The following is a 14,171-nucleotide window of genomic DNA, read 5'->3' on the forward strand; positions in this document are numbered from 1 at the left end:
TGTAAGCCTGAATCTGTTGGATAATCCAGTAAAACTTTTGGAAGAAAAACCGATGACTGACCCTTTAAATAGCCCTTATCCCGTTCCGTGGGAATGGATTAGTGCCACTCATGCTAAAGTTAGCTCAACTGCAGGCACAGGCCTCCGCTACTATCGCAGTCCTTCCCTAGTTTCAACTAACGGCCAATACGCGGCTTACAGTCGAATTGAGTTGCAAGTGCAGCCGGAATTCGCCCGGTGTCGGGTTAGCAGCGTCATGTTTGTGGAAAATCTCAAAACAGGGGAACTGCAAACAGTGGCGGCTGCTTCGCCGCTGGCGGAAAGCGGAATGTATGCTAGCGATGACACAGATATGTCCGGGACGATCGCCATTTTAGTGCCTGTTTCTTGGAATCAAGACGGTTCCCGCGTTCTCGCCCGCGAATTTGAAGCACTTTTCAACTCTTCCGATATGTCCGACTACGGTGTCATTTGGGACAAAAATGATAATTACACTTATACCGTTGCTCCCGCTCGCAGTCTTTACACTCATGCTGTATTGTTGGGTTGGAGTCAAGTTTGTCCCGGACAAGTTCTGTTCCGCGCCGGCAATTTGGGCGATCGATCTTGGCCTCTTTGTGCAGTTGATATGACCGGCAAAACCGTAGCTATCACCGAGGACAAACCCCTCGTTTTCGGCAGTCAAGCCAGCACAGACTGGATCGAACCTAAAACTCGTTTTTAGATATTATGGCGGCATTTGCTTTGAACGGGCCCACAATTTTTTTACTGTCAGGTCAATCTTTCGATCAATTCATTTTGACTCTGGCGCTGATAGTTCTGGCTGTAATTTGCGGCCTAACAGCTTTTATTTTTATTCGGATTTTTCTCAATTGGTTGCAGGCGAAATTGGAGGGAAATAGCCATTTTTTTAGACGGTCGTTTAAAAGAAAGGCTGGCAATTCACCCGCTAATATTTCAGAACCTGACAAAGTTTTTTTAGAACCCCAATTCGTAGAAAGTGACAGCAATTTAACGGCTGCTATTTTTGGAAAAAAAAGCAATATTTCAGAAGCGCTCGATGCGGAGATAATCTGCGAAAATTCAGCAGCAGTTGCCTATCTCTACAAGCCGATCGCTCTTTGGCACGGGCGGTTAATTTTGCCCTCAAGCGAACAGCGCCAGCCCTACGGTACAGTGTTTATTGAAGTAATAAATGCGCCCAAAAAATATAAAAATTTTATTGGCAAAACAGCATTTTTGAAATGGAGCACACATCGCGAAGTACAGTTTTTTGCCCACGCAGTAACGCAAGATATCAACTTCACAAAACAGGCTAAAGATAGTAAAAAATCTGGCAACATTCATCCAGATAGATTGAACGGCTGGCGAAATGTAGGCCCTTTAGAAACTCTAGCAGGCACCAGACTCGAAGACAGCGTGACTGTGATGCTGCGCAGACCGGTGATTGCGATTAATTATAGCAGCAGCGATCGCCATGAACTCACGATCGATCGCGAACCAGTACAAATTATCGGACGTTTGTGCGCCTTCGTCTCAATTTTGCAACGAAAAGAACCCGACAGCGACAAATTTATTGTCCGGCATTTCAACAAAACATCTCGACAATTTGACGGCGCAGCCGAAATTATTCGGATTCCGCAAGTACAGCCAGACAAAAATGGCGTAGCGAGGTCTACCAATCACCTGATCGAAAAATCGCCCTTAAATCCAGACGGCTGGTACATTTACGGCGAAAGAGACGAAGACAGTATGTTTGTAGTGCAGGCAATCGAACCCCGCAAAATTGCCCAATTAACACCAGATGAAACACATTTCGGTCTAAAAAACTCTTTGGCTTATTTAAGCAGCAAAAATTGGGCAAATACACCAGCACAAAAAGGGCAAGCAAAAATAGTATTGTTAACCCCAAATGATGCTACAGAAAACGCTTCAATCTCCCCTTGGCAAGAAGGAGATATCGGCATAGTGATTCACAGTTTCGGCGGTATCGGCGGCAAAAAACGCGAACCTGCACCGCTGGGAATTGTCACCGGACATTTTGCTTTCGGAGTAGCAAAAGTGGTGCGCGATCGATTTACCGGCGAACTGCGTTTTGACATAGAATACAAACAAGTTTACGCCCACAATCCCGACGGAATTGTTGCCGGTTCCAGCAAATGGCAAAGCTATATGGGAGACTTGCAGCGCGGCTGGTTGGGCGATCGCCCGGTTTGCGATATCATCTGTAAATTAGATTGCGTGTGTTGCGACTACGATTTTGGCGGGATCGCCTTGTCGCCTTTAACCGAATTAAACCAGCAACTAGATATCATGATGGCCCGCTACCGCAGCGGAGACGGCACCGGCGCAAGTTTAGTGACGCCAGCAACTTCTTGCGTCCAAGATTCAAGTCAGGCAATTTACGCGACAATTAAAAAAATTACTTCCGAAATAGAGTCAAATCCTCAGATTCAAGACTGGCTGAAAACACATCCCACCGACGCACAAACCCAAAGATTTCACCAGTTAGTAGCTTTAGGAGAAAGTTTAGAAAAAGTATTAATGCCTCTCGGCATTGTCCGTCCAGATTGGCGGAAAAATCCGAGATTGGCGGGGATTGATTCGGAACTGAAAAAAACCTTTTTTGCGGGTATATTGAACCTAATAAAAGCTGCTATTAGTTACCGAACAATGCTGCCCAGGCGTACCCAAGATGAAATCGCTAAAATTTTCTTAAAACAGGGAGCATTTTTGTGGATAATTCGCACAAATCAAGTCGGAGGATTTGACCCCGACATTGAGCCGATCGCACCAACAGGATTTTAAATCAGCAATCGGTTTGTAGATGATTCGGCGATTGAAATCGCTACTAGAAAAACCAAGTCTGCCTCCGCAGACTAAGAGATTGAGGGAGCATTTAAGCGGGATTTGGTATCAGTCAACAGTCAACCGTTAACAGTCAACAGTCAACAGTTAACCGTTAACAGTCAACAATCAACCATTACCAAGGAGTGACTTGAACAGTGCCGTCTGGTGCAAAAACTACTCGGAAATCAGCCAGCGGTTCCGCAGGCGGCCTGCTGCCAACCGGTTTGTAAAGCAACTCCGACAACGGCGTTTCGGATCGATCGACTGCTGCCGAATTTTCCGACTTGTAACCGACAATCGCCCCGTCTTTAGCCACACTCACCCGATAAACCAACTCCGCATCAACGCGAGGCTGATTCTTCACAACTCCGTCAATTTGCTGGGAAAGTTTGCCCTTCAACAGCTCAATTTCCCCTGGATCGCTAATTGGCACGGCTGCCACCTCAGGGCTTGCCAAACCTTCAGAAACAGGACTCGGCGTGCTTTCCGGCGAAGTGTTCGACTGCGGTGTGGCGCTAGGTGAAGCGTCCGACTGCGGTGCGGGGATCGGAGTCGGCGAACTCGATTCAGCGTTCGGAGTTTTATCCCCAGGCAGCAAACCGCCCGCCGCAGGCGTGGGATTGGGATTAGGCGAACCCGATCCGCTCGGATTCGGCGTTCCGAGATTCTGGCCGGCTGGATTGGGCTGCCGCACCGGATCTCTCGGGCGCTGGACTTCGGGCACCGGCACCAAGAAAAACGCCATCGCCGCCAAAGCCAAACTCGACACCCCCACGACAGCAGGCAAACTCCGCTTCGCCAAAGGTTCGGCAGACTTGACGTAACGCTTGGAAATTGGGGTTAATTGCAGTGACAATTCCGGCAGCGTCTGCGTGTCCGCAAAAAACTGATCGATCGCTTCCACTAAGTCAAATAGCTGTACCGTCGTCAAATCTACTTTTGCCGACAGTTCTGTTTTTTGATCGATTTGGCTTGGGCTGCCTGTTTCGGTGGGTAGAACGGTCAACCGATGCAAATTCCCGTCAATTCTGTGCAACTGCACCATACCCAAATTCGGGCCGTAGCGATCGGGATAATGCACTCCGCTCATAAATTCTTGAGCGTAGCTGCTGACGGCCCTCACCAAGCTTTCAAAAAAGTCTCGTCCCCCGCTTAGGGGCCCGCTGAGACCTGTAACATAGCATTCAGCGCTCATTAGTATGGAAAGCACCGGCCGTATATCTAATTGGCTGGCTGCCGATCCATCGCTCAACCCTTCTAGAACCAGGGTGCAATTTGGCAGACTGTACTGACGCCTAATAGTCATTTTTTATTCAACTTCTCCATCAAACAGGCTAACCCAGAAGCGCTGCATTCCGGCTGTGCCTGTACAAAATAGCAGTTTGCTCAACAAGTTCAAAGCTAGTTCGTTGAGCTTGTCGTCGGAATCGTAAGCTGCAACTAGCGATCGCTTGGGGTTCATGCGCGATCGAAAGTGAGCTCGAAAGCGTTCTAAATACTCAGCCAGCGGCAAGTTCTGGTTGAGGGGGATATTTCTCGATCGCAACTGCTGTGAGTCTAGCAGCAACTGCCGAATTGTCGCGGTTAACTTGCGCGCCATATTACAGGCGATCGCCACCAGCGCTTTTGCCTCCACCATGGTAAGGGAGCGGCGCTGCGTGTAGCGTCTCAGCGGGTTAGTATTGCGCATCAGCCAAAGGGCAACCCGATTTTTGATAATTGATTCCAATTCCAGGTCCTTTGACACTGCCAGCATTTCTTCAGCACCTCCGAGATACAAGGCTTCGATCGCCAGCAACATCAAGTCAATTTGCAATCTAGCCCGGCGGGGACACCCGCCATCGTTCGGCGACAAGTCTGGCAAACTGTCTAAAATCAAGGGTTTTGACTGGGTAAGCGAAGTTTCTGACGGCATTAAGATCACGGCAACATCCATTCCAAACAAACTATACGGGCACGGGGGGTCTTGAGCAAGACAAATTCTCAACCAAAGACTCTTCTGGGATACTTTATTTTTATCATTCACTTTTAGATATATTTTCCAATCTAGCAGCAACCGACCGTCGCGGGCGAGCTCTGGGGGCAGGAGTTCGATCGCCCGCTCCCCCACCCCCGCCTCCAGAGCTTTTTGATTCCTTACTTAGCCTGGGGAGAAGCGGAGAGTAGGAAAGTCGCAGAGTCGGAGAGGGACAAAGAATTTGACAATTACCCATTCCCCATTTCTTATGCCCCATTGGGATCGATCAATGTTCCTTCTTCTGGGGTTGCACCGCCGCTTGTCTTTGAGCCGTAAAATCAGTAGCCGCCGCCCCATCTGTCAGACTAATTTTTCCCTTGAGGCTTTCTTTTTCCACAATTCCTCGCAGTTTAACAGAACTGTTTTGACCCGTTGCTTTGGAGTCGCTGCAACCCGTTAAATTAGGAACAGCACCCGACAAACTCAATCCTTGAGTTTCCCACTTGCCAACTAGAGAAGCTTTCTCCTCGCCTGTTTTTACGCGATCGCCCTCGCTGCTGCCCGATCGCAAATTACCGCTCAAATAAACACCCGATTGCTCGATTGTCAAGACCAACGAATCAGATTTCAGACATTCGGGCAAACTTTGAGCATCGAAGCGATAATTACCCCCAATTGCCGGAGCCGCCTTTAAATTTGTTTCCCCGTAAGCACTCACTATTTTAAAAAGTACCGCAACAAAAGCGATAGAAACACCATAGAATGTTAATTTTTTGACGTTAAACTGATGCATGATCTTGGTAATTGGTAATTGGTAATTGGTCATTAGTCATCGGTCATTGGTAATCGGTAATTGGGCATTGGGAATTGGGCATTGGTGGCAACTCACAAATAACCAATAACTAATAACAACTGTCAACTGTCAACTGCCAACTGCCAACTGTCAACTGCCAACTGTCAACTGTCAACTACCAATTGTCAACTGTCAACTGACTACCTTTGAGGAAGTGCCGAAGCCAAGTGCGATCGCACTTTAACGTAACACCGCGTAATCAGCAGCGAAGAATGACACTGCACAGCCAATTCATCAGTATACCGTCCCAAAGTTTGGCGCTCAATTCCCCACTCCCGACTCGTACCTGCAATAGTCAAATCAGCATTAGCAGAAGCCGCCACCACAGCTTGAATTGGCTCAGCAGCCTCCACAATCGGAGTTTCAATGCGCGATCGCACCTCAACCGGCAACTGCTCCATCACTCGCTGAAACTCGTAACTCAGCTCGTTTCCAGATTCCCCGTCAACCGCCACCCGCAGCACCGTCAAACGGCGTTCCTCGCTATTAACTAACAGTCTCAGCGCCAATTCTAACCCCAAATCATCGTGAATGTTTGCCGCGTAAGGTACTAACAAGTTATTCAACGTTTCCCGGTCTCTGTCAACAAAAATTGCTACATCCACCTTAGCGTTGCTGAGAATTTGACCGACACGTCCTCCCAAACGATTGCTGCTAAAACTAGGCCTGTGCCATCCTACTAAAATCAAATCCGCGCGATCGATTTGCGCAATTTGTGCCGTTTCCCGGGCTACATCATTAGTAACCCGAACGATAGGATGTACAAATTTTCGCGCGTCAGGCAGTTCCAAACTCTCAATCAATTCTGATAATTTCGAGCGGCGCTCTTGAATAATGCGATCTGCTTCCGCAGGCGTACTTTCAAAGGCATAATCCTCATTTAATTCTATCAAACTCAAAGGATGAACCGCCGCCGACTGTAAATCGTCACCACCCATACCAGCAGCCGGCTGCGCCAGCGCTACCGCTAGTTGCAGTAAACCTTTCTGCGTGCTGGGATTAGAAACCGGTACTAAAATTCGATAAGTTGGCAGCAATTTTTTAGCAGTTTCTTCGCTGCTAGCCGCAATTGGTGAAGCTTCTAATTCTAATTCCTCCGAGCTAACTTCTGAAATATCTAACCGAATTAACCGTTTGGGATAAGTCAACTCCAATAGCGGCGAAGTCATAAAAGTTGTCACTAAAGCCATGATGACTAACATCGTAAATAATAGCGGCGAAACTACGCCCAGAGAAAGACCGATATTCAGCACAATTAGTTCAGTCAAACCGCGAGTATTCATCAGCCATCCCAGTGCAGAAGCTTCGCGGTTGCTGATGCCACAGACTCTGGCCGCCACGTAAGTGCCGACGTATTTGCCGACAATGGCCACTCCCAAAACAGCGGCGCACAGCAGCCACAATTCGGGACTGTTGAGCAAGCCGATTTGAGTGCGCAAACCGCTGTAAGCAAAAAAGACTGGCAGCAGAAATATCAAGACAAAATCTTCAGTTTTCTGAGCTAATTCTCTGGTTAATCCCGCATTTTTAGGCATGGCGGCACCCAGCAAAAATGCACCGAAGATTAAGTGAATGCCGATCAATTCAGTAATTAAGGCAGAAGCTACAACTCCCATGTAAATTCCTGCAAGCACTAACTGAGTTAACCTGCCCGTGCGGTTGTAGTGCTGGGAAATTCGCTGCAACAACCATCGGACTACAGTCAGCATGAAACCGATGTAAATTAAAGATGCAATAATTGTCGGTAAAGCGCCTAACATTGAGTTAGTTCTAGTAACTGCGATCGCCACTGCTAACAAGCACCAAGCTGTCACATCGTCAACAGCCGCGCAAGTCAGGGCCAGCGTCCCCAATTTTGTATTCTGCAAGTTGTGTTCTGTAATAATTCTTGCCAGCACCGGAAAAGCAGTAATTGACATCGCAGCGCCCAAAAACAGGGCAAATGCTGTAAACGAAACGCTATTATTTGAAACAATGGGATACAGCAGCAGTGCTAGCAAGCTTCCCAGAGAAAACGGCACTAGAATGCTGACGTGGGAAGTTAAAATCGCGATATCTAAATTGCTTTTTAGGTATTTCGGATTCAGTTCCAAACCAACCAAAAACATGAAAAATATCAGCCCGATTTGGGATAGCACGTTGAGGAAGGGGACAGCCTCGGCGGGAAAAAGGGCTGTTGCTAAACCTGGTGCAACTAACCCAAACAGAGACGGGCCGAGCATAATTCCTGCTACGATTTCTCCAATGACTTGAGGTTGTTTGATCCAGCGGAATCCCAAACCGACAATTCGGGAAAGTGCGATGACAATTAGAACTTCAACTAGAACTAGAATAGGGATGGGCATGGCGTTTTTAGCTTTGAGATTTTTGCGGATCGAGAGAGCACGGCAGTAAAGCCGACAGAATTGCCGATCGAAAAAAATGGGTACCAGCTCGATCGAAGGTAGAAGGCACAAGAGGCGCACCAACAACGCCATTCTCTCACAAGCGAACAAAGGCTTTGGCAACCTCCCACCTCGATTTTTCGTTTTTAAGAAGCGCTTGCAAGTAACTCTAACCGCAGCCTGCGCACCCCGCACTAAATCTCACCTCCGGGTGCCCACCGCCCATCTAAACCTAGGGATATCAGATTGTCAGACAAAGTAGCGCGCGCTGTGATAAACTAGAAAAGTTGTTTAAATTCGCACATCCGGGTTTTCGGGTGTTTCGAGGGCGCAAACCTTCAGAAATACGACCGGGTGGAGGATTAACCCGAATACAGGAGTTAAAAATACAATGCCAGTAGTCAGTTTGGCTCAAATGTTAGAGTCAGGGGTTCACTTCGGACACCAAACCCGCCGGTGGAACCCGAAAATGTCTCCCTACATTTTTACAGAGCGCAACGGGGTTCACATCATCGACCTCGTGCAAACCGCTCAGCTTATGGAAGACGCCTACGAGTACATGAGAGTGGCCTCAGAAAAAGGCAAAAAGTTTTTGTTCGTGGGTACGAAGCGCCAAGCGGCCGGGATTGTAGCCCAAGAAGCTCAACGCTGCGGTGCTTATTACGTCAACCAGCGCTGGCTGGGGGGAATGCTCACCAACTGGACGACTATTAAGTCCCGCGTGGAGCGCCTCAAGGATTTGGAGCGCCGCGAGGAAATCGGCGCCCTAGATTTGTTGCCGAAAAAAGAAGCTTCGGTGCTGCGCCGAGAAATGGCCAAACTCCAGAAGTATCTGGGCGGGATTAAATCCATGCGCAAGATTCCCGACGGAGTGGTGCTGGTAGACCAACGCCGCGAGTATAATGCGGTGTTGGAATGCCAAAAGTTGGGAATTCCGATCGTCTCTCTGTTGGACACCAACTGCGACCCGGATTTGGTGGACATTGCGATTCCGGCGAACGACGATGCTATTCGATCGATCAAGCTGATTGTCGGCAAGTTGGCTGATGCCATCTACGAAGGTCGTCACGGTCAGCAGGGCGGCGACTCTGAGGAAGACTACGACTACGACGGTGGTTACGAAGGCGCTGAATATGATGTCGAAATCGAAGAATTGGATGACCCCGATTATGTAGATCCCGACGAAGCTGCTGAGGCCGAAGGCGAAGAAACCGAGAGCTAGTATTGCCCTCGGTTTCTGACACCAGCAAATTAAAAATTAAAGATTGAAAATTAAAAATAATAATTATTTTTAGTTGGATATTTTTAATTTTTAATTGTACATGGCAGGAGTCTAAGTCATTAGTAGAGTTCTGGCAAAAGCATTCATTGTGTCAGCGCTAGAATTAATTCTGGCGCTACACCTACAAAGTCGGTACTAATATCGACTGGGTATTTCTTCACTCTGGTCTAATCATTAACATTAAAATTAGTGACTAATGACTGATGACTAATGACTGATGACTAATGACTAATAACTAATTTTGATTGGGAACTTAAAGAAGATGGCGGACATATCTGCAAAACTTGTTAAAGAACTGCGCGACAAAACCGGCGCGGGCATGATGAACTGCAAAAAAGCCCTCGCTGAAAACGATGGCGATATCGAAACATCCATTGAGTGGCTGCGGAAAAAAGGTCTCGCTGGGGCAGACAAAAAAGCAGGACGGGTTGCCTCAGAAGGGCTCGTAGGTAGCTACATTCACACGGGCGGCCGCGTGGGAGTGCTGGTGGAAGTTAACTGCGAAACTGATTTTGTGGCACGCCGCGAAGAATTCCAAACTTTGGTGCGGAATATTGCGATGCAAATTGCAGCTTGCCCGAATGTGGAATACGTGAAAGTTGAAGATATCCCCGCCGAAGTTGTCGAAAGAGAAAAGGCAATTGAAATGGAGAAGGACGACTTGGGCAACAAGCCGGACAACATCAAAGAAAAGATTGTTCAAGGGCGTATTGACAAGCGCATGAAAGAGTTATCTTTGATGGATCAGCCTTTTATTAGAGATCAGAATATCTCGGTGGAAGAGTTGGTGAAACAAACGATCGCCCAAATTGGAGAAAATGTCCAAGTGCGCCGCTTCGTGCGTTTTGTGTTGGGCGAAGGCATTGAAAAGGTAGAAGCTAACTTTGCCGATGAAGTGGCAGCCCAAATGGGTGCTAAATAATCCCCAATGTAAGATTGAGAATTAAAAATTAAAAATGTGAAAACTTGATTTTTTGCATTTTTAATTTTTAATTTTTACAGGACTCTCGGACGGTGTACAAAACACCCGGTTTATAACCAGTATTAAATGGAAACTCAGACAATTTGTGGCAGAAACCTGGTTTTTTTGCCCGCCTCCTATTTTAATTTTATACAAGAGATATGGTGCGAGCAAGAGAGCGAATAGAGCAAGATTTGGCAGGACTCGAAGAGGCTTTAGCAGCCTTGACTTTGGAGTTTCGCAGTACATACGATGGTTATTTAACTGCGTTGGGACAAGCAGTGCGGCAGCAATTAATTTTGGCTTGCTATCACCTTTGCACTCAAGCAGTACCGGAGTCCTTTCTCAAGTTGTCCTTCGACGGGCGGCAAAAAATGCAGCAGTCTGTAAGGGCTTTGGCTGCGGCGTCGGAGGAAAAATTGCGCTCTCTAGTGACGACAGAATCTGAGGAAGAAGAAGAGGAAGAGGAAGAAGAGGAGGAAGAGGAAGAAGAGGAAGAGGAAGAGGAAGAGGAAGAAGAGGAAGAAGAAGAAAAAGAAGAAGAGGAAGAAGAAATAAAGGAAAAAAAAGAGGGAAAAAACGAAGTTTCCGCCATTAACTATCTATTTTCATTGGCAAATTACCAAATGCCAAGTGCCAATTCCCCCGAAAGTTTGGCGCGCTGGCAAAATAGTATAGAAAAGTCGATCGCCCGTATTATCAAGCTGCTTTCTCGCGACACCAACCGCTTGCTGCAACAGTCGGGAATCTTGCCCAGTCAGTTGCCAGAACCTATTCTAGAAGCTGCTTCTCAAGCTGAATTGTCCGGCGACAGCGTTGCTGGGCCACCTAACTTATTAAACTTAATCATTGAAACCGATGCGTCATCAGCATCCCGAAACTTGGCAGAAACATCCGGTAATAGGGCGCTGCACATTACAGCGATTAAACTGCGACTGTCGGAAATAGAGTTTGCTGATGCGGGAACCTCGGCTTGGCGCCAGCAAATTCGCAACCTCTCTGTAAAGTTGAACTCGCTAGGCCGCGATTACCAGAAAAAGCAGCGGGAACTTGCTGTGGTGGACGCTGAGTCGGCTTGGCGATCGAGTTGGTTTGAAGATTAGTCAGTTGACAGTTGACAGTTGTCAGTTGTCAGTTGACAGTTGACAGTTGTCTGGAATTCTTGAGCTATGATTAATAACTAATGACTAATGACTAATGACTAATGACTAATGATTAATAACTAATTACTAATTACTAATGACTGATGACTGATGACTAATAATCAACCAGAATGGCAGCGATTGCAAAAAGCTCTTTCAGTAGAAGCCGATCGCGGATTTAACGACATCCAAGGCAGTCAATACCGCTTCAGCGAGTTTCTGGGCCTCAGTTTGAGACAGTTGGCAGTTGCTGTGGCGGCTTCTTCGCGCGATCGAGCCAGACAACTAGCCGCTGAATTTGACATCTACCCTCAGAAAGATCTCGAACAGCGCCAACATTCGATCGCCATTACGGTCAGTTTTCTGAGGCAAATGGAGCAAGTTTGGGAACAAGAAACTCGGCACCAGCAAGAACAAGCAGCACAAGTCAGACCCGCAAACGCTCCCCAACCAACCGCCCCAGCAGTTTCCGTTCCCCGAACTGCACCCCTGAGTGCAGCACCCGCACCGCCGGGCCTGACTCTCGACCAACAGTTAACCCGCGTCACCGGCATCGGGCCCGCCAATGGCAACCGCTTGGTAAAACTGGGTTTATACACTGTATACGACTTGCTTTACTACTATCCGCGCAACCACATCGACTATGCAAAGCAAGTACAAATTCGCGAACTCGTAGCTGGGGAAACTGTGACTTTGATCGCAGAAGTAAAGCGGTGCAATTGCTTTTCTAGTCCGAAGAATAAGAAGTTAACCATATTAGAAGTAATTTTAAAAGACCGCAGCGGAGAAATAAAAATTAGTCGTTTTTTTGCAGGTCCTCGCTACAGTAATCGCGGTTGGCAAGAATTCAAAAAGCGCGAGTATTGTACTGGTGCGGTGCTGGCAGCTTCCGGGTTGGTGAAGCAGGGTAAATATGGAATTACTTTAGACAATCCTGAGTTAGAAGTATTAGACGACTCCGGCGGTGCGATCGAATCAATGAAAGTCGGCCGCCTGATACCGGTTTATCCGCTGACAGAGGGGGTGGATGCCGGTTCGGTGAGGCGATCGATTTTGGCTGCAATGCCGGCGGCGAAAATGTTGCCAGAATCGCTACCGGAAGATTTGCGCGAGCGTTACGGTTTAATGGGTTTAGCCGATGCCGTGACTAATATTCACTTTCCGCTCGATCGAGATTGTTTGGCCGCCGCCCGCCGCCGCTTAGTTTTTGACGAATTTTTCTACCTGCAATTAGGACTTTTAAAGCGCCGCCAAACCCAAAGAAAAGCTCAAGCTAGTGCTGTCATCCTTCCTAGCGGCAAATTGATCGAACATTTTTATGAAATCTTGCCTTTTGCCTTGACTAATGCTCAGGAAAGAGTAATTAACGACATCCTCAACGATTTAGCTTCGCCGCAACCTATGAACAGATTGGTGCAAGGCGATGTCGGTGCCGGTAAAACTGTAGTAGCCGTCGTGGCAATGCTAGCAGCAATTCAATCCGGCTATCAAGCCGCTTTAATGGCGCCGACAGAAGTTTTAGCAGAACAGCATTATCGCAAATTGGTAGGTTGGTTTAACTTGATGCACTTGTCTGTCGAACTGTTAACTGGTTCGACAAAAGTAGCAAAGCGCCGGGAAATTCACAGCCAGTTAGAAACCGGAGAATTGCCTGTTTTAGTGGGAACTCACGCGCTGATTCAAGATACGGTGAGTTTCAGAAAATTGGGTTTGGCAGTAATTGACGAACAGCACAGATTCGGCGTGCAGCAGCGCGCTAAATTGCAGCAAAAAGGCGAAGCTCCCCACGTTTTGACGATGACGGCAACTCCCATTCCCCGGACGCTGGCGCTGACGCTGCACGGGGATTTAGATGTGAGTCAAATTGATGAACTTCCCCCCGGCAGGCAGGCGATTCAAACCACTGTACTGTCTGCCAAAGAACGCATTCAAGCTTACGATTTGATTCGGCGGGAAGTGGCTAGCGGGCGTCAAGTTTATGTGGTGCTACCGCTGGTCGAGGAGTCGGAAAAGTTGGATGTGCGATCGGCAATTGAGGAAAAAGAGAAACTTGAAAAAAGTGTATTTCCTGAGTTTAAGGTGGGTTTGCTCCACGGCAGGATGAGCAGTGCCGACAAAGATGAGGCAATTACTAAGTTTCGGGACAAAGAAACGGATATTTTAGTATCTACTACTGTGGTTGAAGTGGGAGTAGATGTGCCGAATGCCACGGTAATGCTGATTGAAAATTCTGAGCGTTTTGGACTGTCCCAATTGCACCAGTTGCGGGGTCGAGTCGGTCGGGGCAGCAACCGTTCTTATTGTTTGTTAATGCCCGGTTCCAAAACGGCGGAAGCTATGCAGAGAATGAAGGTTTTAGAACAATCTCAAGATGGCTTTTTTATTGCGGAAATGGACATGAGATTGCGCGGGCCAGGTCAGGTTTTGGGCACTCGGCAGTCGGGTTTGCCGGATTTTGCTTTGGCGAGTTTGGTGGAGGATCAGGAGGTTTTGGAGTTGGCGAGGGCGGCGGCTCAAATGGTAATTGAGAATGATGAAACTTTGAATCAGTGGCCAGTGGTGCGGGATGAATTGGAGCGGAGATATCAGCGGATGATGAGCGGGTCGATTTTGACTTAGATATTCCTGGACGCAGCAACAGTGTTTTTAATAATATTTTGTATGGTCGGGTTAAGCGAATATCTATCACAGCCGACAGTTTATTGCTCCACTCACGCACCCTCTCCCCGTAGGCTGATTTAT

At 47.7% G+C, this 14,171-nt stretch carries 10 protein-coding genes; 6 read left to right on the top strand and 4 right to left on the bottom strand.

The annotated features are described in order from the left end of the window. Positions 1 to 52 precede the first annotated feature (52 nt). Both QUA54_RS14340 and QUA54_RS14345 read left to right on the top strand, forming a co-directional pair. Complete coding sequence (locus QUA54_RS14340) at positions 53 to 724, top strand: hypothetical protein (protein ID WP_333189320.1); 672 nt, start codon at positions 53 to 55, stop codon at positions 722 to 724. A 5-nt stretch (positions 725 to 729) separates the two neighbouring features. Then, a complete protein-coding gene (locus QUA54_RS14345; RefSeq protein ID WP_333415166.1) occupies positions 730 to 2,808 on the top strand; it encodes an abortive infection protein in 2,079 nt (692 codons plus the stop codon). Positions 2,809 to 2,983: 175 nt separating this feature from the next. Here QUA54_RS14345 and QUA54_RS14350 read toward each other — a convergent pair whose 3' ends face one another. The 4 genes from QUA54_RS14350 to QUA54_RS14365 form a co-directional block, all read right to left on the bottom strand. Beyond that, positions 2,984 to 4,156 carry a DUF4335 domain-containing protein gene (locus QUA54_RS14350; protein WP_333415167.1) on the bottom strand — a complete coding sequence of 391 codons (1,173 nt, stop codon included), beginning with the start codon at positions 4,154 to 4,156 and terminating at the stop codon, positions 2,984 to 2,986. A gap of 3 nt (positions 4,157 to 4,159) precedes the next feature. Next, the gene (locus QUA54_RS14355) at positions 4,160 to 4,765 is read right to left on the bottom strand and encodes a DUF3038 domain-containing protein (RefSeq protein ID WP_422614740.1); all 606 of its coding nucleotides are present in this window, start codon (positions 4,763 to 4,765) and stop codon (positions 4,160 to 4,162) included. Positions 4,766 to 5,093: 328 nt separating this feature from the next. Beyond that, positions 5,094 to 5,633 carry a hypothetical protein gene (locus QUA54_RS14360; protein ID WP_333415168.1) on the bottom strand — a complete coding sequence of 180 codons (540 nt, stop codon included), beginning with the start codon at positions 5,631 to 5,633 and terminating at the stop codon, positions 5,094 to 5,096. 167 nt (positions 5,634 to 5,800) lie between these two features. Next, positions 5,801 to 8,005, bottom strand: a complete 2,205-nt coding sequence (locus QUA54_RS14365; protein WP_333415169.1) for a cation:proton antiporter domain-containing protein — start codon at positions 8,003 to 8,005, stop codon at positions 5,801 to 5,803. A 430-nt stretch (positions 8,006 to 8,435) separates the two neighbouring features. On the opposite strand from QUA54_RS14365, the gene rpsB reads away from it, so the two are divergent. The 4 genes from rpsB (at position 8,436) to recG (ending at position 14,048) form a co-directional block, all read left to right on the top strand. Further along, on the top strand, positions 8,436 to 9,266 hold the full coding sequence (gene rpsB / locus QUA54_RS14370) for a 30S ribosomal protein S2 (protein ID WP_333189325.1): 831 nt from the start codon (positions 8,436 to 8,438) through the stop codon (positions 9,264 to 9,266). Positions 9,267 to 9,588: 322 nt separating this feature from the next. After that, positions 9,589 to 10,248, top strand: coding sequence for a translation elongation factor Ts (gene tsf / locus QUA54_RS14375; protein ID WP_172187020.1), 660 nt, complete (start codon positions 9,589 to 9,591; stop codon positions 10,246 to 10,248). Between the two features lie 200 nt (positions 10,249 to 10,448). Continuing rightward, complete coding sequence (locus tag QUA54_RS14380) at positions 10,449 to 11,390, top strand: hypothetical protein (RefSeq protein ID WP_333198571.1); 942 nt, start codon at positions 10,449 to 10,451, stop codon at positions 11,388 to 11,390. 150 nt (positions 11,391 to 11,540) lie between these two features. Then, positions 11,541 to 14,048 (top strand): ATP-dependent DNA helicase RecG, encoded by a 2,508-nt coding sequence (gene recG, locus QUA54_RS14385; protein ID WP_333415170.1) that lies wholly within the window; start codon positions 11,541 to 11,543, stop codon positions 14,046 to 14,048. The last annotated feature ends 123 nt before the right edge of the window (positions 14,049 to 14,171 follow it).

Origin of the sequence: Microcoleus sp. MOSTC5, from assembly GCF_036701825.1 — a bacterium.
Lineage (GTDB): Bacteria > Cyanobacteriota > Cyanobacteriia > Cyanobacteriales > Microcoleaceae > Microcoleus > Microcoleus asticus.

What these genes read in the sequence shown, in the direction of transcription:
- QUA54_RS14355 (WP_422614740.1), bottom strand. Translation starts at nt 4,765, where the DNA reads ATGCCGTCAGAAACTTCGCTTACCCAGTCAAAACCCTTGATTTTAGAC.
- rpsB (WP_333189325.1), top strand. Translation starts at nt 8,436, where the DNA reads ATGCCAGTAGTCAGTTTGGCTCAAATGTTAGAGTCAGGGGTTCACTTC.
- recG (WP_333415170.1), top strand. Translation starts at nt 11,541, where the DNA reads ATGACTAATAATCAACCAGAATGGCAGCGATTGCAAAAAGCTCTTTCA.
- QUA54_RS14365 (WP_333415169.1), bottom strand. Translation starts at nt 8,005, where the DNA reads ATGCCCATCCCTATTCTAGTTCTAGTTGAAGTTCTAATTGTCATCGCA.
- QUA54_RS14360 (WP_333415168.1), bottom strand. Translation starts at nt 5,633, where the DNA reads ATGACCAATTACCAATTACCAATTACCAAGATCATGCATCAGTTTAAC.
- QUA54_RS14345 (WP_333415166.1), top strand. Translation starts at nt 730, where the DNA reads ATGGCGGCATTTGCTTTGAACGGGCCCACAATTTTTTTACTGTCAGGT.
- tsf (WP_172187020.1), top strand. Translation starts at nt 9,589, where the DNA reads ATGGCGGACATATCTGCAAAACTTGTTAAAGAACTGCGCGACAAAACC.
- QUA54_RS14380 (WP_333198571.1), top strand. Translation starts at nt 10,449, where the DNA reads ATGGTGCGAGCAAGAGAGCGAATAGAGCAAGATTTGGCAGGACTCGAA.
- QUA54_RS14350 (WP_333415167.1), bottom strand. Translation starts at nt 4,156, where the DNA reads ATGACTATTAGGCGTCAGTACAGTCTGCCAAATTGCACCCTGGTTCTA.
- QUA54_RS14340 (WP_333189320.1), top strand. Translation starts at nt 53, where the DNA reads ATGACTGACCCTTTAAATAGCCCTTATCCCGTTCCGTGGGAATGGATT.